General features: G+C 71.2%; 19 protein-coding genes. 12 read left to right on the top strand and 7 right to left on the bottom strand.

The window, feature by feature from the left end; translation table 11 throughout:
• Positions 1–76 precede the first annotated feature (76 nt).
• From arsB to ABD883_RS11180, 11 genes are all read left to right on the top strand, one after another.
• Positions 77–1,195, top strand: a complete 1,119-nt coding sequence (gene arsB / locus ABD883_RS11230) for an ACR3 family arsenite efflux transporter (RefSeq protein WP_295690114.1) — start codon at positions 77–79, stop codon at positions 1,193–1,195.
• Positions 1,192–1,626, top strand: coding sequence for an arsenate-mycothiol transferase ArsC (locus tag ABD883_RS11225; RefSeq protein WP_295690117.1), 435 nt, complete (start codon positions 1,192–1,194; stop codon positions 1,624–1,626). The genes arsB and ABD883_RS11225 overlap by 4 nt, the downstream gene beginning before the upstream one ends.
• Positions 1,627–1,653: 27 nt before the next feature.
• Positions 1,654–2,094 (top strand): arsenate reductase ArsC, encoded by a 441-nt coding sequence (locus tag ABD883_RS11220; RefSeq protein ID WP_217494834.1) that lies wholly within the window; start codon positions 1,654–1,656, stop codon positions 2,092–2,094.
• Between the two features lie 12 nt (positions 2,095–2,106).
• Positions 2,107–3,090, top strand: coding sequence for a thioredoxin-disulfide reductase (trxB, locus tag ABD883_RS11215; protein ID WP_247618843.1), 984 nt, complete (start codon positions 2,107–2,109; stop codon positions 3,088–3,090).
• Positions 3,083–4,429 (top strand): FAD-dependent oxidoreductase, encoded by a 1,347-nt coding sequence (locus ABD883_RS11210; RefSeq protein WP_295690119.1) that lies wholly within the window; start codon positions 3,083–3,085, stop codon positions 4,427–4,429. The genes trxB and ABD883_RS11210 overlap by 8 nt, the downstream gene beginning before the upstream one ends.
• A gap of 12 nt (positions 4,430–4,441) precedes the next feature.
• Complete coding sequence (locus ABD883_RS11205; protein ID WP_137319196.1) at positions 4,442–5,071, top strand: arsenate reductase ArsC; 630 nt, start codon at positions 4,442–4,444, stop codon at positions 5,069–5,071.
• Between the two features lie 204 nt (positions 5,072–5,275).
• Positions 5,276–6,064, top strand: a complete 789-nt coding sequence (locus ABD883_RS11200; protein ID WP_175406915.1) for a 2-phospho-L-lactate transferase CofD family protein — start codon at positions 5,276–5,278, stop codon at positions 6,062–6,064.
• Positions 6,061–7,239: a coenzyme F420-0:L-glutamate ligase gene (locus ABD883_RS11195; protein WP_247618841.1), complete on the top strand. Its 1,179-nt coding sequence runs from the start codon at positions 6,061–6,063 to the stop codon at positions 7,237–7,239. Before ABD883_RS11200 ends, ABD883_RS11195 begins: the two co-directional genes overlap by 4 nt.
• 4 nt (positions 7,240–7,243) lie before the next feature.
• Complete coding sequence (locus ABD883_RS11190; RefSeq protein ID WP_247618840.1) at positions 7,244–8,008, top strand: TIGR03089 family protein; 765 nt, start codon at positions 7,244–7,246, stop codon at positions 8,006–8,008.
• The gene (locus ABD883_RS11185; RefSeq protein ID WP_137319193.1) at positions 7,996–8,766 is read left to right on the top strand and encodes a CoA transferase subunit A; all 771 of its coding nucleotides are present in this window, start codon (positions 7,996–7,998) and stop codon (positions 8,764–8,766) included. The genes ABD883_RS11190 and ABD883_RS11185 overlap by 13 nt, the downstream gene beginning before the upstream one ends.
• 1 nt (position 8,767) lies before the next feature.
• A complete protein-coding gene (locus ABD883_RS11180) occupies positions 8,768–9,439 on the top strand; it encodes a 3-oxoacid CoA-transferase subunit B (RefSeq protein ID WP_247618839.1) in 672 nt (223 codons plus the stop codon).
• 136 nt (positions 9,440–9,575) lie between these two features.
• On the opposite strand, the gene manA is transcribed toward ABD883_RS11180, so the two are convergent.
• From manA to ABD883_RS11150, 6 genes are all read right to left on the bottom strand, one after another.
• On the bottom strand, positions 9,576–10,799 hold the full coding sequence (manA, locus tag ABD883_RS11175) for a mannose-6-phosphate isomerase, class I (protein WP_295690124.1): 1,224 nt from the start codon (positions 10,797–10,799) through the stop codon (positions 9,576–9,578).
• Positions 10,800–11,038: 239 nt separating this feature from the next.
• Complete coding sequence (locus ABD883_RS11170; RefSeq protein ID WP_345032131.1) at positions 11,039–13,696, bottom strand: NlpC/P60 family protein; 2,658 nt, start codon at positions 13,694–13,696, stop codon at positions 11,039–11,041.
• Positions 13,697–13,998: 302 nt separating this feature from the next.
• Entirely contained in the window at positions 13,999–15,495 is a 1,497-nt protein-coding gene (locus ABD883_RS11165) for an LCP family protein (protein WP_295691020.1), read from the bottom strand.
• 77 nt (positions 15,496–15,572) lie between these two features.
• On the bottom strand, positions 15,573–16,721 hold the full coding sequence (locus tag ABD883_RS11160) for an acyl-CoA dehydrogenase family protein (protein WP_295689457.1): 1,149 nt from the start codon (positions 16,719–16,721) through the stop codon (positions 15,573–15,575).
• A 20-nt stretch (positions 16,722–16,741) separates the two neighbouring features.
• Positions 16,742–17,257, bottom strand: a complete 516-nt coding sequence (purE, locus tag ABD883_RS11155) for a 5-(carboxyamino)imidazole ribonucleotide mutase (RefSeq protein ID WP_247618835.1) — start codon at positions 17,255–17,257, stop codon at positions 16,742–16,744.
• Positions 17,254–18,414 (bottom strand): 5-(carboxyamino)imidazole ribonucleotide synthase, encoded by a 1,161-nt coding sequence (locus tag ABD883_RS11150; RefSeq protein ID WP_345032127.1) that lies wholly within the window; start codon positions 18,412–18,414, stop codon positions 17,254–17,256. Before ABD883_RS11150 ends, purE begins: the two co-directional genes overlap by 4 nt.
• Positions 18,415–18,641: 227 nt before the next feature.
• Between ABD883_RS11150 and ABD883_RS11145 the strand changes: the two genes are divergently transcribed.
• Positions 18,642–19,169, top strand: coding sequence for a GtrA family protein (locus ABD883_RS11145; RefSeq protein WP_295689463.1), 528 nt, complete (start codon positions 18,642–18,644; stop codon positions 19,167–19,169).
• A 68-nt stretch (positions 19,170–19,237) separates the two neighbouring features.
• Here the strand turns inward: ABD883_RS11145 and ABD883_RS11140 are convergent, their stop codons facing one another.
• The gene (locus tag ABD883_RS11140; protein ID WP_295689465.1) at positions 19,238–20,389 is read right to left on the bottom strand and encodes an alkaline phosphatase family protein; all 1,152 of its coding nucleotides are present in this window, start codon (positions 20,387–20,389) and stop codon (positions 19,238–19,240) included.

The following is a 20,389-nucleotide window of genomic DNA, read 5'->3' as shown; positions in this document are numbered from 1 at the left end:
TCATACATTGACGCCCATCGATGCATGCGCTTAGTGTGTTCCATAGACATCCATCGATACAAGGAGCTTAGTGCCGATGAGCACCACTGCAACGACGGCTGCGCAGAACGCGGTGCCGGTGACGAAGGAGATGTCCTTCCTGGACCGCTGGCTGGCGGTCTGGATCCTGGCGGCAATGGCCGTGGGTCTGCTGCTGGGGCGTTTCGTGCCCGGGCTCGATGCGGTCTTGGACTCCGTGAAGATTGGCGGGATCTCCGTGCCGATCGCGATCGGTCTGCTGGTCATGATGTATCCGGTGCTGGCGAAGGTCCGCTATGACGAGATGCACCGGGTGACCGGGGATCGGAAGCTGCTGACACTGTCGCTGTTCCTCAACTGGGTCGTCGGGCCTGCATTCATGTTCACGCTCGCCTGGGTGTTCCTGCCCGATCTGCCGGAGTTCCGCACCGGGCTGATCATTGTGGGTCTGGCCCGCTGCATCGCGATGGTGTTCATCTGGAACGACCTGGCCTGTGGGGACCGGGAGGCCGCCGCCGTGTTGGTGGCGATCAATTCCGTGTTCCAGGTCGTGGCGTTCGGCGCGCTGGGCTGGTTCTACCTCCAGGTGCTGCCGTCCTGGCTGGGACTGCCCACGACCTCGGCGGAGTTCTCCGTCTGGGCGATCGTGGCCTCGGTACTGGTCTTCCTCGGCATTCCGCTGCTGGCCGGCTTCCTCACCCGCGTGTTCGGGGAGAAGGCCAAGGGCCGGCAGTGGTACGAGGAGACGTTCCTGCCGAGGATCGGTCCCTGGGCGCTCTACGGACTGCTGTTCACCATCGTGCTGCTGTTCGCCATGCAGGGTGAGGCGATCACCTCGCAGCCCCTGGATGTGGCCCGGATGGCGGTGCCGCTGCTGTTGTACTTCGTCCTGATGTTCGCCATCAGCCTCTTCGCATCCAAAGCTGTGGGCCTGAACTACGCGAAGTCGACCAGCGTGGCCTTCACCGCGTCGGGCAACAACTTCGAGCTCGCGATTGCGGTGTCGATCGGCGCATTCGGGATCACCTCGGGGCAGGCGCTGGCCGGTGTCGTCGGCCCGCTCATCGAAGTCCCCGTCCTCGTCGGTCTCGTCTACGTCGCTCTCTGGGCCGGTCCCAAGCTGTTCCCCAACGACCCGACTGTCCCCGCACGCAGAACCTCTGGAGTCCGAGCATGACCAGAACCTCTGAACCGAAAAGGCCCAGCGTCCTCTTCGTCTGCGTCAAGAACGGCGGCAAGTCCCAGATGGCCGCCGCGCTGATGCGCTACCATGCCGGCGACGCGGTTGAGGTGCACTCGGCCGGCACCAAGCCCGGCACCTCCCTCAACAACCTGTCCGCCGACGTGGTCGCCGAGGTGGGCGCAGACATGTCCGGAGAATCGCCCAAGCCCATCGATCCCGAGCTGCTGCGCCGGGTCGACCGGGTCATCGTCCTCGGCGAGGAAGCCCACGTCGAACCCGTCGACGGTATGACCGCCACGATCGAAACCTGGAACACCGATGAGCCCTCGAAGCGCGGCATCGAGGGCATCGAACGGATGCGGCTGGTCCGCGACGACATCGACGCCCGCGTGCAGGCTCTGCACTCTGAACTTCTCAACGACTGAATACCCACTCCCGGATTGGATGGTCCTATGACCGCTGCCCCCAACACCACCACGACCAAGCCCAGCGTGCTGTTCGTGTGCGTCCACAACGCCGGCCGCTCCCAGATGGCCGCCGGCTACCTCACCGAACTGTCGGGCGGCCGGATCGAGGTCCGGTCGGCCGGCTCGGAACCCGCCGACCAGATCAACCCGGTCGCCGTCGAGGCGATGGCCGAAGACGGCATCGACATCACCGCCGCGTCCCCGAAGATCCTCACCACCGACGCCGTCAAGGCCTCCGACGTCGTCATCACCATGGGCTGCGGGGACGCGTGCCCGATCTTCCCGGGCAAGCGCTACGAGGACTGGGACCTCGCAGACCCGGCCGGCCAGGGCATCGAGGCGGTCCGCCCGATCCGCGATGACATCAAGGCCCGCATCGAGCAGCTCGTCTCCGAGCTGCTGCCGGCATCGACCGGCGCGAAGTGAGGCGCTGACACCATGACGACCACCAGCACCCAAACGGATGAGCTGATCATCATCGGGTCCGGCCCCGCAGGTTATACCGCCGCGATCTACGCGGCACGCGCCGGGCTGTCCCCGCGCGTGATCGCCGGATCCGTCACCCACGGCGGCGCCTTGATGAACACCACCGACGTCGAGAACTTCCCCGGATTCCCCGGCGGCATCCAGGGCCCGGAACTCATGATGGGACTCAGCGAGCAGGCCGCAAACTTCGGGGCCCGCATCGAGTACGACGACGCTTCCGCCGTCGACCTGACCGGGCCCCTGAAAGAGGTCACGACCCTGTCCGGTGCCACCTACCGAGCACCGGCCGTCATCGTCGCCACGGGTTCGGCGTACAAGGAGCTGGGACTGGCCGATGAGAAGCGGCTCACCGGGCACGGCGTGTCCTGGTGCGCCACCTGCGACGGGTTCTTCTTCCGCGACCAGCACATCATCGTCGTCGGCGGTGGGGACTCGGCCATGGAGGAGGCACTGTTCCTGACCCGGTTCACCGCGACCGTGACCGTGGTGGTCCGGCGCGACACCCTGCGCGCATCGAAGATCATGGCCCAGCGGGCACAACAGAACGAGAAGATCCGCTTCCTGTACAACAGCCAGATCACCGCCATCCACGGAGACGAAAAGGTCACGGGCGTGAGCGTGACCGACTCACTCACCGGCAACACCAGCCAGCTGGATGCCACCGGGATCTTCGTCGCCATCGGGCACCTGCCCCGCACCGAACTCGTCAAGGGCCAGCTGGAACTCGACCCGGACGGCTACATCGTCGTCGACGCCCCGACCACCGCCACCAACCTGCCCGGCGTCTTCGCCTGCGGCGACGCGGTCGACCACCGCTACCGGCAGGCCATCACCGCCGCCGGCACCGGGTGCGCCGCCGCCCTAGACGCCGAACGCTTCCTCGCCGCCACCGAACCGGCAACCGCCCCCGTCCTTCAGGAGACCAGCCATGGCTGACACCACCAACCACACCGAGAGTCTGCCGGTCGTCGTCATCGGCGCCGGCCCCGTCGGGCTGGCCACCGCCGCCCACCTGCGCGAACGCGGCCTGACCCCGCTGGTGCTGGAGGCCGGCAGCACCAGCGGCGCCGCGATCCGCGAATGGGGCCACACCCGCCTGTTCTCGCCGTGGCGGTTCAACATCGACGACGCCGCCCGCCGCCTCCTCGAGGCAGACGGCTGGCAGGCCCCGAACCCGGAAGTCCTGCCCACCGGTCACGAGCTGATCACCGACTACCTGACCCCGCTGGCAGACGCGCTGGGCGACGTCGTCCGCACCGACGCCCGCGTCATCGCGGTCTCCCGGGAAGGGATCGACAAGACCCGCAGCACCGGCAGGGAGACCACCCCGTTCCTCGTCCGCATCGCCTCCTCCGACGGATCGTCCGAGGACGTGTTGGCGCGCAGCGTCATCGACGCCTCGGGCACCTGGCACCAGCCCAACCCACTCGGCCGGTCCGGCCTGCCCGCCCCCGGAGAAGCCGAGGCGACAGCCCGCGGCCTCATCACCCAGCCCCTGCCCGCCGTCACCGGTGTCGACCGTGACCGGTTCGCCGGCCGCCACGTCCTCGTCGTCGGCGCTGGCCACTCCGCGGCCAACACGCTGCTCGACCTCGCCGAGCTCGCCGACGACAACCCCGCGACCCGGATCAGCTGGGCCGTCCGGTCAGCGGACGCCTCCCGCGCCTACGGCGGCGAAGACCGCGACGAGCTCGCCGCCCGCGGCGCCCTGGGCACCCGCCTCCGGGACCTGGTCGAATCCGGCCGAATCGATGTCCACACCTCGTTCGTGATCACCGGCTTCGAAACTCACGGCGAGCAGCTGCACGTCCAGGCCGCAGGACCCAGCGGCGCCGAGAAGCTCACCGTGGACGTCCTCGTCCCGGCCACCGGGTTCCGCCCCGACCTGTCGATGCTGACCGAGCTGCGCCTCGACCTCGACCCGACCGTCGATGCACCCCAGAAGCTCGGCCCGCTCATCGATCCGGAGTTCCACTCCTGCGGCAGCGTGCCCCCGCACGGCGAACGCGTGCTGGCCCACCCCGAGCCCGGGTTCTACATCGTCGGCATGAAGAGCTACGGCCGCGCACCGACGTTCCTCATGGCCACCGGCTACGAACAGGTCCGCTCCATCGCCGCAGCACTGGCAGGTGACCGGGTCGCCGCCGACACCGTCCACCTCGAACTGCCCGAGACCGGCGTCTGCACCACAGACCTCGGCGGATACTGCGACGTGCCAGCCGGGCCACTCCCGGTGACCATCGGCGGCGCACCCACCTCCTCCTGCTGCTCCTGAAAGGACCAGGCCATGGCCGCCGACACCCCGCCGCTCGACACCCAAGTCCTCCAACACACAGCCGATGACCTCGCCCGCAAGTACGAGGGAATCTTCTCCCCGGAGACCATCGAGCGCTACGTCTTCGAGTCCTACACCACCCTGTCGCGGACCGCGAGAATCCGCGACCACCTGGCGATCCTCGCCGAACGGTTCGCCGCCGACCGCCTCCGCGCTCTCGCCCTGGCACAGGGCAAAATCGAGACAACCGTCCCGCAGGTGCTGTTCGTCTGCGTGCACAACGTCGGACGCTCCCAGATCGCCAGCGCCCTGCTGGCCCACTACGCCGGCGACCGGGTCGAGGTCCGCTCGGCCGGCTCGCTGCCCGGATCCGAGGTCCACCCCCTGGTGATCGACGCGCTGGCCGAACGCCACATCGACCTGTCCGGAGCCTTCCCCAAACCACTGACCGACGACGTCGTCCGCGCAGCCGACTACGTCATCACCATGGGCTGCGGCGACGCCTGCCCCATCTACCCCGGCAAACGCTACCTGGACTGGGAACTGGCCGACCCCGCCGAGGAGACACCGGAACGAATCCGCGAAATCGTCGACCAGATCGACGACCGCGTCCGCGCCCTGTGGACCGAGATCCAGAACTGACGACGGCCCACCGGGCAAGAACAGAAGCACCCGGAGCCGCCAAGCGAAACTGCGATTCCCCGCCATCTCCCGCTAACAGTCACACCCATGATTCTCCTCGCACTCTCCCCACCGGGTGGGCGCCGTGCTGCAGGGGTGCGCGCGGGGCCGCGCTCGCGGTCGCGCGGTGGGCACGGCCGGTCGAATCCTGAGAACATGGAGTCCATGAGAATCACAGTGCTGCCGCTCACGGACACCTCGACCGACGTGCTCGCCGACGTCCTCGCCTTCACCTCCGACCGGACCGAGGACCGGGTCACCGTCATCGCCTCGACGTTCACCGACGTCACCGTGCACGGGCTGCGCTTCAGCCCGGACATCGACGCCTGCCTGCTCCCGCCGAGCACCGCGCTGCCCGGCGGTGCGGTCGAGGAGCTCGCCGCGTACCACGTCGACGCCGAGTGGTTCCCGATGACCGAGGCGAGCCTCGCCGCCGCAGTGCTGCGCACCCGCCTGCTCGCGCTCGGCTACCCGCTGTCCCAGGTCGTGCAGGCGATGGCGAGCCGCTTCTCCCCCGCCTTCAGCCTGCTGCCGGCCTCCGACGACGCCGTGGAGACCCTCGTCGTCGTGGAGCGCGACGGCCAGGAGGAGGCGTGGCCGGCCCGCCGGTTCCGCGCCGCCGACCCGCAGCGGGTGACCCGGGTGGTCCGCACCGGGATCGAGGGCGCGACCGCCGCCCCGGGAGTGCTGCGCGCGCTGCGCCAGGCCGACGCGATCATCGTCCGCGCCGACGAGTACGCCGCCCTCGACACCGTGCCGGTGCTCGAGCTCCCCGGCGTCCTCGACGCGCTCACCGGCACGCGCGCCACCGTGCTCCTCAGCGGCGGCGACTCCCTCCCCTCCGAGCTCCGCAGCCGGCTCGGAGCGACGGAGATCACCGGCGCCGTCGCCGAGGCGCTCGCCGGCGTGGAGCCCGCGGCGCCGGCCGGCACCACGGTCTGGGACCGGGCGTGAGCGCCGAACCCGGCGCGCCCGCGCCCTCCCGCCTCCTCACCGCCTACGCGATCGCCGGCATCGAGCGGATCGTCCCGGGCACCGACCTCCCCGCAGTGCTGTGCACGGCGATCGACCGGAACCGGATCGAGATCAAGGACGGAGACGTGCTCGTCGTCGCCTCGAAGATCGTCGCGAAGGCCGAGGGGCGGATCCGGCAGGCGGGCTCCCGCGCCGCCTTCGAATCCCTCGTCACCGAGGCGAGCCTGAGCGAGGTCGCCGCCCGCACCTTCGACTCCGGAGCCGGGCCCGCCGTCGTCACGGTCGCGCGCACCGCCGCCGGCACCGTGCAGGCCGCCGCCGGGCTCGACCGCTCCAACGCGGACGGGCACGTCGTGCTCCACCCCGCCGACCCGGACGGCTCGGCGGCGATGCTGCGCGCCGCATTCGAGCGCTGGTTCGGCGTCCGGCTCGCCGTCGTGGTGTCCGATTCGACCTCGCGCCCGTGGCGCCGCGGCGTGTTCGACTTCGCGCTCGGCTCCGCAGGTCTCGCCGGCCTCGATTCCCAGCGCGGCCGCCCCGACGACGACGGTCGGGTGCAGACCGCGACCGAGCGCGCGGTCGCCGACGAGATCGCCGCGGCCGCCGACCTCGTCAAGGGTGCCGCCCGCGGGCTCCCGCTCGCCGTGGTGCGCGGGGTCGGCGACCTCCTCGACGAGGCGGACCCGGGGGCCCGCGCCCTCAACCGGCCCGAGGCGGAGGACTGGTTCCGCACCGGGCACGTCGAGGCGGTGCACGCGGCACTCGACTCCACCGGGCTCGCATGGCCGCCGGCCTCGGCCTCGGGCGACGACGACGTCCTCACCCGGGTGACCCGGGCGCTCGGCGCCGCCCGCGGCCGCACCGGGCGCACCCCGGGTCAGGACCGGTGGCGGCTGCGCGTCGACGGCGCAGGCGCCCGGATCCTCGTCCAGCGCAGCGGCGCGAACCCCCTCCCGGAGGCTGAGGGCCATCCGCTCGTCGAGGCGGCGATCGGTCTCGGAGCGCTCGTCGAGCGCCTCCACACCGCGCTCCACGCCGAGGGTCTGCGTGCCCGCGTGCGCTACGACTGGGCCGCCGATGCCTCGCCCAAGGGCGCCGCGCTCGCGATCGAGCTCGACCTCGCGCCCGGCACCAATGCCCCCGAGAGAGGATGAACCGATGAGAGACGTCGTCACCGCCCTGTCCGCCCGCTCCGAACCCGCTCTGATCTCCGTCACCGGCGACGGCGAGCGCCTCGAGCTCACCGGCACGGTGCTCGGCAACTGGGTGCACAAGTCCATCGGCCTGCTCGGCGAGCTCGAGATCGGGCCCGACACCGCGCTCGGCATCGTCTGCCCCGCTCCCGCCGCGCTCCACTGGCGGGCGCTCGCAGCAGCGTTCGCCGCCTGGTCGCTCGGCGCCCCCGTCCACCTCCTCACCCAGGACTCCCTCGCTCCGAACGGACCGTGGGTCGCTCTCCGTCCGGAGACGCTCCCGGGCGCGGGGTCCGGCATCGACGACTCCGCCGCCGAGGAGGTCCTCGTGTTCGCGACCGCCGCCCTCGCCCTGCGCTCGGAGACCGGGCCCGGCTGCACCGACTTCATCGCCGCCGTGCGCGCCCACCCGGACGTCGCCGCCCTCGGGAACCCGGCCTCCGCCGTGCTCGTCGGACCGGACGGCGAAGCCGGGCCGATCCCGCTCGACCCGGCGGCCCTCGACGCGGCCGCCGCGGCCGCCGGCCTGTCGGGCGATGGCGCTGCGGGCGACCCGGGCCCGCGGGCGCTGCTCGCCGGTCTGCCGGATGCCGCGGAGGTCCCGCTGCTGCTCGCCACGCTGCGCTCCGGCGTGCTCGTCCTCACCGACACCGACGACCCGGTCCGGCTCTCGGAGCTCAGCCGCCTCGACGGTGTGGTCCATGGCACAATCGGGGCATGGACAAAGTAGTTGCATCGGCTGCTCAGGCGGTCGCGGACATTCCAGCCGGCGCGCAGATCGCGGTCGGGGGTTTCGGTCTCGTCGGGGTCCCGCAGGTGCTCATCAGGGCGCTGCGCGATGCCGGGGTCGGTGACCTCGAGGTGATCTCGAACAACGCCGGGGCCGGGGACTTCGGACTCGGGATGCTGCTGAATACGAAGCAGATCCGGCGCATGATCGCCTCCTACGTCGGGGAGAGCAAGGAGTTCGCCCGCCAGTACCTCGAGGGTGAGCTCGAGGTCGAGCTCACCCCGCAGGGCACCCTGGCGGAGAAGCTGCGCGCCGGCGGGGCCGGGATCCCGGCGTTCTACACCATCACCGGGTCCGGCACGCAGGTCGCCGAGGGCGGGATGCCGTGGAAGTACGCCGCCGACGGCAGCGTGGAGATCGAGTCCCCACCGAAGGACACCCGGGTGTTCGACACCTTCGGATCCGAGCACACCTACGTCCTCGAGGAGTCCCTGGCCCCGGATTTCGCGCTCGTGCGCGCCGCGGTCGGGGACCGGCACGGCAACCTCGTGTTCCATCGCTCGGCCAGGAACTTCAACCCGCCGGCCGCGCAGGCCGCCCGGGTCACGATCGCGGAGGTCGAGAAGCTCGTCGAGCCCGGGGAGATCGCCCCGGACGAGGTGCACCTGCCCGGTGTGTTCGTCCACCGGGTGGTCGAGCTGACCGCCGAGCAGGCGGCGGACAAGAACATCGAGAAGCGGACTGTGAGGGAGGCCTGAGATGGCACTGACACGCAACCAGATGGCCGCCCGCGCGGCCGCCGAGCTCGCCGACGGCTCCTACGTCAACCTCGGCATCGGGCTGCCCACCCTGGTCCCGAACTACGTGCCCGCCGGGGTGCACCTCGTGCTCCAGTCGGAGAACGGGATCCTCGGGGTCGGCCCCTACCCCACCGCCGAGGAGCTCGACGCGGATCTCATCAACGCGGGCAAGGAGACCGTCACGGTGCTGCCCGGGGCGAGCTTCTTCGATTCCGCGACGAGCTTCGGGATGATCCGCGGCGGCAAGATCGATGCCGCGATCCTCGGGGCGATGCAGGTCGCGGGCAACGGCGACATCGCGAACTGGATGATCCCGGGCAAGATGGTCAAGGGCATGGGCGGGGCGATGGACCTCGTCCACGGGGCGCAGAAGGTCATCGTCGTCATGGAGCACGTCGCCCGCGACGGCTCCCACAAGCTCCTCGACACCTGCCTGCTGCCGCTGACCGGCAAGGGCGTGGTCGAGCGGGTCGTGACCGACCTCGCGGTGCTCGACGTCACCGGCACCGGGTTCCGCCTCCTCGAGCGCGCTCCCGGCGTGACCGTCGAGGAGATCACCGAGAAGACCGGCGCGAGGCTCGACATCCCCGACGAGGTCCCCGAGATCGAGGTCCCCGCCCACGTGAGCTGAGCTCCGGCCTCCCGGAGCCTCCCCTGCGCAACTGTGGGGCTTTCGGTGGTGTGTGGTGGCGTTGATGCCCCCACACACCACCGAAAGCCCCACTGTCGTGTGCGCGGCCGTCGGCCGGCACTCAGGCAGGTGCCGCTCAGGCGGGTGCGGGCAGGCCAGTGGTCGCGACGAACAGCTGCCCGGTGCCGGTGACGTGCGGCAGCGGCTCGTCGGCGCCGACGAAGACGCTGTCCCCGCCGGCGAGCTCCGTGCTCTCCTCCCCGCTGCGCACGGTGAAGCCGCCGGCGGTGCACAGGAGGATCGCCGCGCCGCTGCGCGCGATCGGGAGGTCGGCGGCGGAGTCGATGCGCTGCAGGGCGAAGTCGTCGGTGGCCCCGCGCACCACCCCGCGGGCGTCGGGCGCCGCCCGCTGCGGTTCGACGCTGTCGTAGACGACGACCGCATCGAGCTCCGCGAGGTCGATGTGCTTGCTCGTCAGCCCGCCGCGCAGCACGTTGTCCGAGGACGCCATGATCTCCACCCCGAGGCCTCCGAGGTAGGCGTGGAGCACCCCCGCGTCGAGTGCGAGCGACTCCCCGGCCCGCAGCCGCAGGCGGCGCAGCATGAGCGCGACGAGAGTCCCCGCATCCCCGGGGAAGTCCGCAGTGACCTCGCGCAGGGTGTCCTGCGGGTCGACCGCGCTGCCCTGCCTGCAGGGATGGTCCGCACCGACGCCGGGGAGGTCGAGGGCGGCGAGGCGATCGGCGAGCGGTCCGTATTCGGCGGCGCGGCCGAGCACCAGATCGGTCGCCGCCCGCAGCGCCACGGCCTCGTCGTCCTGCCCGCCGGAGGGCGTGAGCGCGGTCAGCCAGGCCTCGAGCAGCGGGCGGTCGGCCGGGGAGGCCGCGGCGCGCAGGCGTTCCACGGTGGCCCGGATCGCCGGGAGCGGGCGGAAGCCGCAGAGCGCGTCGAAGTCGCCGAGCGCATGGATGAGCTCCGGTTTGTGCCAGGTGTCGCGGTAGTTCCGATGCGGAGCGTCGACCGGGACTCCCGCGGCGTCCTCGCGCGCGTACCCGGCCTGCGCCTGCCCCCGGGAGGGGTGCGCCTGGATCGAGAGCGCGGTCCGGGCGGAGAGGATCTTGAGGAGGAACGGCAGCCGCTCCCCGTAGACGTCCACCGAGCCGGCACCGAGCCGCGTGTGCGGGTCCCGCGCGATCCACTCGCGCAGATCCGTGTCCTCGACGCCCGAGGGCGCTCCGGGGTGGGCGCCGATCCACAGTTCCGCGGCCGGCGTGCCGTCGGGCTCGCGCCCGAGGATCTCGGGGATCCCCGTCGGGCTCCCCCAGGCGTAGTCGCGCACCGTGTTCGTCAGCTTCTGCATCCTCGTCGTTCCCTGTTCTCCGTCCGCCGGCCGGCGCCCCCGCGGGACCGCCCTGTTCGCCTCGGTCAGCCTAAGCGAGAGCGCGCGGGGTCGCGAAACCGGGGGAACCCGGGGCGGGGCCGGGAGCGGCTCGGGGGCTCAGGTGGTGCCGGGAGGCCGGGAGCGCTGCACGCCCGGGCCACGCACGAGGCGGCCGGCATGCTCTTCGCATGCCGACCGCCCCATCGGAGTCCGGTCCGTCAGATCACCCGGACGAACACCGCACCCCGCTTGAGCATCCAGTCGTAGCTGCGCTTGCTCGTGTTGGTGCGGGTCGAGCCCGCGTCGTACATCTGGCCCTCGGTCTCGGACACGATCCCGAGGTGACCGGGGATCCAGATGAGGTCGCCGGGCTTCGCCTGCGAGGCCGGGATCACTTCCCCTGCCGCCTTCTGCGCCCCGGAGGAGCGCGGCAGCTTGATCCCGTTCTGCGCGTAGACGTACTGCACGTAGCCCGAGCAGTCCCAGCCGGAGCGCGGCGAGGTCCCGCCCCACCGGTACTTCACGCCGAGGTGCTTCTTGGCCGTGGCGATGACCGCGTCGCGCTTCTCCTTCTCGATCTGCTCGGCGCTCTTCTTCGGCTTCTCCTCCTTGGGCTCGCCCTTCTTCGACTCGTCCTTCTCGGGCTCGTCCTTCTTCGACTCGTCCTTCTCGGACTCGTCCTTCTTCGACTCGTCCTTCTCGGACTCGTCCTTCTTCGACTCGTCCTTCTCGGACTCGTCCTGCTTCGGCTCCTCGGCCCTCGGAGTCTCCTGCCTCGGCTCCTCGCTCGGAGCCGGCGCCGGGGTCTGTGTGGGTGCCGGGGACTGCTCGGTCTCCTGGTCTGCTGAACCTTCCCCGGGTCCAGCAGGCCCGGAGCCGGGCTCCGCGGACTCGTCGTCCGCGGAGCCGGGCCGGGACGCGTTGAGATCGCGCGCCCCTGCGGAGATGTCGCCGCGCGGCGAGAACTCCGTCACCCCGTAGCCTTCGGCCCAGACCAGCCGGGCCCCTTCGTAGAGCTGCTCGCACCGACCGTCGGTGCACTGCGGCGCGGACTTCGGATAGCCGATGTGGCCGTTCTCGTAGCCCTTCGAGGCCCAGTAGCCCTGGAGGATGCCCCAGGTCGGCTGGGCGCCGGACTTCGACGACCAGTGCATCGAGCCGCCCTGGAACTTCTGATAGGCGCCGCCGCTCTTGAGGCCGCCCTGCTCCCCGGTGACCGGGAGGCCGAGCTTCGTGCGGGTGGCACCGTTCCAGGCCGTGGCGATCGCACCGGAGATCACCTGCGGGCCGGTGGCCTTCGACCAGGTGATGTAGCCGCGCTCGAAGTTCTTCACCTTGCCGCCGGCGAGGTCCCATTCCTTCGAGGTGGGCTTGCCGAGGACCTTCTCCTTGCCCTCGTAGTGCGTGTCGATCGCAGTCTTCTTGGGCGCGGGCTTCGGGGTCTCCTTCTCGGGAGCCGCCGGTGCGCCGCCCTGCTGGAGCTTCTCGATGTCCTTGCGCATGCTGCCGAACTTCGAGTAGAACGCCGCTCCCGGGCACGAGGTGGAGCCGAGGTCGCGGTGTCCGACGACTGCCGGGATGCTGCGTCCGCCCACGGTCGCGCGGTCCTTGACGGACACGCCGCTGGCCGACAGCTTCCAGGCGATCGCGTGGTTGACGGCGTCGATCGCCGCCTGCGGCGGAGCCGACCTCCCGTAGGAGCCCATGACGGAGATGCCGAAGGTCCCGGTGTTGTAGCCGGCCACATGGGCGCCGATCACCGCGCGGTCGACGCCGCCTGCGCGGCCCTCCCAGAGGCGGCCGTACTTGTCGACGAGGACGTTGTAGCCCACGTCGGACCAGCCGCGGCCCTTGGTGTGGAAGCTGTAGATGCCGCGCAGGATGCCGGGCACGTCGCCGGCGCTGTAGCTGTTGGAGCCGGCGGTGTGGTGGACGACGGCGGCGCGGACCTTGGGTGCGTAGGACGCCTTGCCCTTGCGCAGGCGCTCATTGGCGCCCCACGACTTGCGCGAGCCGATCTTCGGCTTCGAGACCTTCTTCACCGCGACGGTCTGGGCGGTGGCCGATCCCGGGGCGGCGGTCGCGGGGACCGCGGCGGCCGGCTGGGCGGCGTAGCCCTCGGCCCCGGCGGCGGCACCCTCGGCGGCGGCTTCTCCTGGCGCTTCGGCGCCCGGTGCCGGTGCGGCGACCGGGGCGTTCTGCTCGACGGCCTGCTGGTCGGCGGCGGAGTGCTTGGGGTCGATGACGAGGAGGCGCGCGTCCTCGGGAGCGGCGTCGCCGAGCACGCGCATCTGCACCTCGCTCGCGCCGCTCACGACGAACGGCTCGGTGCCGGGCGTGCCCTCACCGACGACGTCCTCCTCGAGCTCGTCCCAGGCGGACCAGCCCTCGCCGGTCCGGATCCGGACCTCGACGGTGACCTCGGTCTCGGTGTCGTAGGTGACGCCGACGACGGAGGACCGGGACTCCGGCACCTCGAGGACGTCGGAGATCGCGGCGATGTTGACGCCGTCCTCGGTCTTCTCGCGGACGCCGCCGGACATGTCCGGGGTCTCCGCGGGCTCCGGAGAGGTCTCCGCGGGCGCCGATCCGCTCGGAGTCCGCGGCTGCGATTCCTGCAGCGACACGGGCGAGATCGCCGTGCTGCCGGAGCCGAAGGTGCCCAGCGGCGCCATGCCGAGCGCGTTCACGGCGCTCGGGGACCGCAGCAGGTTCGGCAGATTGGTCGTGCTCGAGTTGCTGACCTGCGTGGTGACGAGCGAGGACTCGCGCGCACCGGGCGCATCGAGACCGTCCTCGCTCACCTCGGTGAGCGCGTGTTCGTCGATGGTCGGTGTGACGGTGGCGGATCCTGCGGCAGCGGCGGGGACGGTCAACCCGAGGGTCGAGACCATCACCGCGGATGCGCACGATGCCACGATGGGCAGTGCAAATCTCATCGTTTCAGCCTTTTCGAGGAAGTCAGGGAAGAGAGGCTTCACGAGATGAACTCGTCATTGGAAGGATGACGAATCAGCTCAACATCTCAGAATTGTTACACACTTTTCGGCGTGTCGGACTGGATTTTTCGACGCAGAGCCGAGTTACACGGATGTCGTTCCGCGAGATCTCGCGGCGACACGCGGCTGAAAGTTTTTCGAGGATTCCGGCAGGAAACCTCAAGAATGCCGGGAGGACCTCAGGGCACGTAACAGATGGCCCGGTCCTTCTCGTCTCCTCCTCCCTCGGTCGGGGCGGCGGCGAGAACCGCCCCGGGCACGGCCCCGGCGACCGGATCGAGCCCTGCGGGAGCGGCTCCGGCGGCGAGCACGGCCGGCTCGTCCGGGGAGGCGGCGCGCGCCTCGGCGGGCTCGAGCGCCTCGGCGACGAGAGCGTGGACCGCGGCGTAGTCGGGGTCGGCCGGGACGACCTCGGGCGGGGTGAGGTTGAGCGAGCGGATCTTCTGCGACTTCGCCTTGAGCGCGAGGTCGACGAACCGGTCGACCTGGAGCTGCGGGATGTCGGTGGACACGACCTCGGGCGCGGCCTGCGCGATCGACTGGTAGCGGGTGAGGACGGTCGCCGGGTCGAGCTGGGCGATCATCGCCTCCTGCACGCAGCGCTGGCGGACCATCCGCTCGTAGTCGCTCGCGAATTCGCGCGAGCGGGCGTACCAGAGGGCGTGGAAGCCGTCGAGGTGGAGCTCGCCGGGCTCGATCCAGCCGCGCACCGGGCCGTGCTTCCCCGTCGCCTTGTCCACCGGCGCGGAGATCGGCACGCGCTTCCCGGACACCAGGGAGATGCCGCCCATCGCGTCGATGAGGCTCTCGAAGCCCTTGAGGTCGATCATCGCGTAGTAGTGGACGTCGACCCCGGTCGCCCCGCTGATCGCGTCCTTCATCGCCTGGGCGCCGGCCGGGGAGCCGTCGTCGAACCCCTCGGGGTGCTGCTCGCCGAGCTGGTAGACGGCGTTGATGAGGCACTCGTCGCCGCAGTCGTAGCCCTGCGGGTACTGGGACCGCAGTGGGGAGTCCTCGGCGAAGGGGACGTTCTGGAGGTTGCGCGGCAGCCCGATGATCACCGACTCCCCGGTGTCCGCGTCGATCGACACGAGGGAGATGCTGTCCGGCCGGATGCCCTCGCGCCCCTTGCCGGCGTCGGTGCCTAGCAGGGCGACGTTGTAGCGCCCGTCGCTCGGGCGCACGCCGAGCCCGCCGGCGAAGATCTCGCTGATGAGCTGCCGCTGGCTGTTGAGCGTCACCGTGCCCCAGGCGAGCCCGCCGCCGATGACGAGCACGCTGACGAGCGCCGCGGCCACGACTCCCAGGCAGGTGCGCGGCGACAGCCCGACGAGCCGGATCCGGCGCACCGTGTCGACCAGCGCGACGAGCCACACCACTCCGAGCACGAGCGCCCACAGGGTCAGCAGCCCGAGCACGAGCGGGTTCGTGGCGAGGGTGAACACGAGCTGCCGGCGCAGGAGTGCGGCGAGCCCGACGAGCACGACGAGTGCCCAGGTCGCCAGCGACAGTCCGAGCGCGAACCGCGCGAACCGGCGCACGCCGAACAGCGACTGCACGCTGCCGGGCAGCAGGATCGTGGAGACGAGCAGGATCCAGCCGCGCACATCACGGGTGCTCCGGTCCGCGTACTGGGGGAAGCGGATCGGGTCGGTGTACTTCGGAGTGCGGGGCATCCCTCACCTGTCGGATCTCTGCGTGCGGTCGGCGGTCGGCCGGGGGCGCCGGCGCGGGGCGGGTGGCGCGGGGCGGCTCAGGCGAGCAGCTTGCGGCCCATGACGAGGCGCTGCACCTGGTTCGTGCCCTCGTAGATCTGCGTGATCTTCGCATCGCGCATCATCCGCTCGACCGGATGGTCCTGCACGTAGCCGGCACCGCCGAGCAGCTGCACGGCGTCGGTCGTGATCTCCATCGCGACGTCGGAGGCATAGGCCTTCGCCGCCGCCCCGAAGAAGCCGAGGTCGGCGTCGTCGCGCTCGCTCTTGGCCGCCGCGACGTAGGTGAGCTGGCGGGCCGCCTCGAGCTTCATCCCCATGTCGGCGACCATGAACTGGATCGCCTGGAAGTCCGCGATGTGCTTGCCGAACTGCTTGCGCTCCTTGATGTAGCCGATCGCGTAGTCGAGCGCGCCCTGCGCCACACCCACGGCCTGCGCGGCGATGGTCACCCGCGTGTGGTCGAGGGTCTTGAGCGCGATCTTGAGCCCGTCGCCGACCTCGCCGACCGCCCGGTCGCCGGGGATCCGGCAGTTCTCGAAGAACAGCTCCCGGGTGGGGCTGCCCTTGATGCCGAGCTTGCGCTCCTTCTCCCCGAACGTGAAGCCCTCGTCGGACTTCTCGACGACGAACGCGGTGATGTTGCGCCCGCGCGGGCCGTCGGGATCGGTGACGGCCATGACGGTGTAGAACTCGCTCTCCCCGGCGTTGGTGATCCACGTCTTCACACCGTTGAGCACCCAGTCGTCGCCGTCGCGGACCGCACGGGTGCGCATGCCCGCGGTGTCGGAGCCGGCCTCCCGCTCGGACAGGCCGTAGGAGAACCCGCACTCGCCGGAGGCGACCCGCGGGAAGTACTTCGCCTTGATCTCCTCGCTGCCGCCGATCTGCACCGGCATCGACCCGAGCTTGTTCACCGCCGGGATGAGAGAGGAGGACACGCAGCCGCGCGCGATCTCCTCGATGACGATCGCGACGGCCAGCGCATCGGCCCCCACTCCCCCGTACTCCTCGCCGATGTGCGGGGCGAAGAAGTCGGTGGCGACGAGCGCCTCGTGCGCCTCGCGCGGATAGCGCGCCTCGGCGTCGACCTCCGCGGCATAGGGCGTGATCCGGTTGTCGACGACGTCGCGGACGGCCCGGCGGAGCTCCTCGTGGTCCTCGCTGAGCTGGTAGAGATCGAACATGGTGCTCCTCACATACGGTTTCAGGTCTGCCGGCGGCGCTCGGACAGCGCCGCACCCTTCGCCTCGGCGACGGCCCGGAGGTTCTCACGATAGTCGTCGAGCGCGGCGCGGATGCGCTGCGCCTCGGGGTCGCGGCCGATTCCCAGGATCCTCGCCGCCAGCAGGCCGGCGTTCTTCGCCCCGCCGATCGACACCGTGGCCACCGGCACCCCGCCGGGCATCTGCACGATCGACAGGAGCGAGTCCATGCCGTCGAGGTGGGCCAGCGGCACCGGCACCCCGATGACGGGCAGCGAGGTGACGGAGGCGATCATGCCCGGCAGGTGCGCCGCCCCCCCGGCCCCGGCGATGACGACGTCGAGACCGCGCTGGGCGGCGGTGGCGCCCCATTCGATCATGTCGTGGGGCATCCGGTGGGCTGACACCACCTCGGCGGTGCACGGGATGCCGAGCTCGTCGAGGACGTCCGCGGCGGCGGCCATCGTCGGCCAGTCGGAGTCCGAGCCCATGACGATGCCGACTGTCGGGGTGCTCATGCGGTGTCCTTCCGCTCGGGTTCGGGATCGGTGTCGACCCCGGCGATGAAGTCCGCAGCGTGCCGGGCGCGGGCGAGCACGGCCGCGGCGTCGTCGCCGTAGACGTTGACGTGGCCGAGCTTGCGGCCCGGGCGCACCGACTTGCCGTACATGTGGACCTTGACCTGCGGGTCGTGGGCGAGCACGTGGAGGTAGGCGCAGTAGAGATCGTCGCGGTCGGCGCCGAGCACGTTGACCATCGCGGTGGCCGGGGTGCGGGCGCTCGGATCGCCGAGCGGCAGGTCGAGCACAGCCCGCAGGTGCTGCTCGAACTGGGAGGTCACCGAGCCGTCCTGGGTCCAGTGGCCGGTGTTGTGCGGGCGCATCGCGAGCTCGTTGATCCGGTAGCCGTCCGGGGTCTCGAACATCTCCATCGCCATCACCCCGGTGACGTCGAGGGCGCCGGCGACGGTGAGGACATCGGCGGTGATCCGCCGCGCGAGCTCCGGGTCGAGCCCGGGCGCCGGTGCGACGGCCTCCTTGCACACCCCGTCCTGCTGATAGGTGGCGACGACCGGCCAGACCGCGGTCTGGCCCATCGGCGAGCGCGCGACCATGACCGCGAGCTCGCGGATGAAGTCGATCCTCTCCTCCGCGAGGAGCACGGGATGGGAGCCGAGCCAGTCGACGGCGTCCGCACCGCTCGTCACGACCCGCACGCCGTGGCCGTCGTAGCCGCCGCGCGGGGTCTTGAGGATGACGGGGAAGCCCACCTCCGCGCCGAACCGCTCGAGGTCCTCCGGGGTGGAGATCTCCGCCCAGCGCGGATTGGCCAGGCCGAGGGCGTCCATCCGCCGGCGCATGACGATCTTGTCCTGCGCGTGGATGAGCGCGTCGGGCCCCGGATGCACGGCGTGGCCGGCGGCCTGCAGGGCGCGCAGGTGCTCCGGCGGCACGTGCTCGTGATCGAAGGTGATGACGTCGACGGTGTCGGCGAAGGCCTGGAGGGCCGCGAGGTCGGTGTGGTCGCCGACGGTGACGCGGCCGGCGACCTGCGCGGCGGACGATTGGGCGGATTCGGCGAGGACGTGGAAGCCCACGCCGAGCGCCTCTGCTGCGGGGGCCATCATGCGGGCCAGCTGGCCGCCGCCGATGACGCCGATCACGGGAGAAGTCACCACTCCACTCTAGCGAGGGAACTGCGCCGCCGGCGCGCACGGCCTCCCCGGCGCGCCGCGCGGGCGGGTGTCCCACAGCGGGACCACAGGCGGGTTCCGGTACCGTTGTGCGGGGACTTCTGCTGCACGGTTCACGGGCGCCGACCCGGTGCAGCACGCACGGAACGCCGCTGCTCCGCGGGCGCCGGTCCCGATTCCTCAATCGATCGACGACGGACGGGTACGGGATGCGCTTACGCAAGGAGGCCGAGCGCGTCGCCAAGTTCTCCGTCGTCGGCGGCATCGCGTTCGTCGTCGACTTCACCCTGTTCAACGTGCTGCGGCTCGAGGCGGTGGGGATCGGGCCGATGTGGGCGAAGATCATCTCCGTCACCGTCGCCACCACGGTGAGCTGGATCGGCTCCCGGTACTGGACGTTCAAGGACGGGCGGAACCGCTCGGCGGGCAAGGAGGCGATGTGGTTCTTCCTCGTCAACGCCGGCGGCCTGCTCATCGCGATGGCCTGCCTGTGGTTCTCGCACTACGTGCTCGGCCTGCGCTCCGCGCTCGCCGACAACATCTCCGCCAACGTCATCGGCGTCGGCCTGGGCAACATCTTCCGCTACCTCATGTACCGCTCGGTGATCTACCGGGTCGGACCGCGCCGGCCCGCCCGGCGCCGCGAGGTGCTGCGCTTCGAGGAGGGGACCGGAGCGGCGGGCGGGGCCGGGAGCCCCGCCGTCGACACCGGGACCGAGCCCGACGGCGCGCACTGAGGAGCACACCGGTGACCGAGCCGCGCGCCGTGCTGCGCAGCTCGGCTCGGAGGTCCTGAGCGCTCGGCTCAGCCGCGAGCGCGCAACAGCGGGATCTCGAGCTCGCGCTCGGTGATCCCGCCGTGGTGGCCGAGCAACGCGAGCGCCGCCGGCGAGTCGTGCTCGGAGTCGACGATCCCCACACCCGCGTCGCAGACGACGACGAGGTCGCCGATCCGAGCCCGGTTGACCGGCCGCACGGGACCGAAGAATCCCCGGCCGATCGCATCGTCCCGGGTCAGCACGAGGGCACGCTCACCGAGCACGCTGCGATAGGCGGCGCGCACCTCGGCCGCGGCGCCGGGCTGCGCGTAGACGTGGACGGCGCGCGGCTCACCGCCGATGGCGCGCACCCCCGCCCGCAGCTCCGGGGTCTCCGCGAGATCGATCCGGGAGTCGTGGGGCACGTCGACCATGCCGTGGTCGGCGGTGATGAGGAGCTCGGCATCCGCCGGGAGCGCCTGGGCGAGCGCGGCGAGCCGATCGTCGAGGTGCTCGAGCTCCTCGAGCCATTCCCAGGAGTCCACCCCGTGGACGTGCCCGGTCTTGTCGAGGTTCCCCCAGTAGAGGTAGACGAGCCGGCGGCCCGGCCGGCGGATCTCCTCGCGGGCGTGGTCGACGCGCTCGCTCAACGTCTGCGAGCCGCGGAACCGACCGCCGCGCAGCGATGCCTGGTTGAGGCCGCGCCCGGCGAACTTCGGCTCGCCGAGGCTGACGACGTCCACCCCGGCATCGCCGAGCCGTTCGAACAGGGTGGCGTCGGGCACCCACTGCTCGGGGTCGACCTCGGGGTCCCAGGTCAGCTGGTTGAACACGACGTCGCGGTCCGGGTCGAGGAGACGGTAGCCCATGACGCCGTGGGATCCCGGCAGCAGCCCGGTGCCGAGCGAGGACAGCGAGTTCGCCGTCGTCGAGGGGAAGCCGGCGCTCAGCGCCCCGGCGTCGGGCAGCAGGCCCCGGAGGAACGGGGCATGGGCGGCGCGGTCCCGCAGCAGGCGGGCGCCCATCCCGTCGACGAGCACGACGACGGCGACCCGCACCTCTGCGTCGAGGCCGAGGCGCGCGGCGCGCTCCCGGACGCCGGTGTCGAGGATCTCCCCGGCGCCGAGGCCGAGCGCGGCGGCCGGCACGAGGTCGGACAGGAGCGCGGCGGAGGCGTAGTCGGGCGGGGCGGTGCGCAT

This window comes from Brevibacterium pityocampae, from assembly GCF_039541555.1.
GTDB classification, from domain to species: domain Bacteria; phylum Actinomycetota; class Actinomycetes; order Actinomycetales; family Brevibacteriaceae; genus Brevibacterium; species Brevibacterium pityocampae.
The sequence above is the reverse complement of the archived record's forward strand: the minus strand, read 5'-3'. Positions and strand labels throughout refer to the sequence as shown.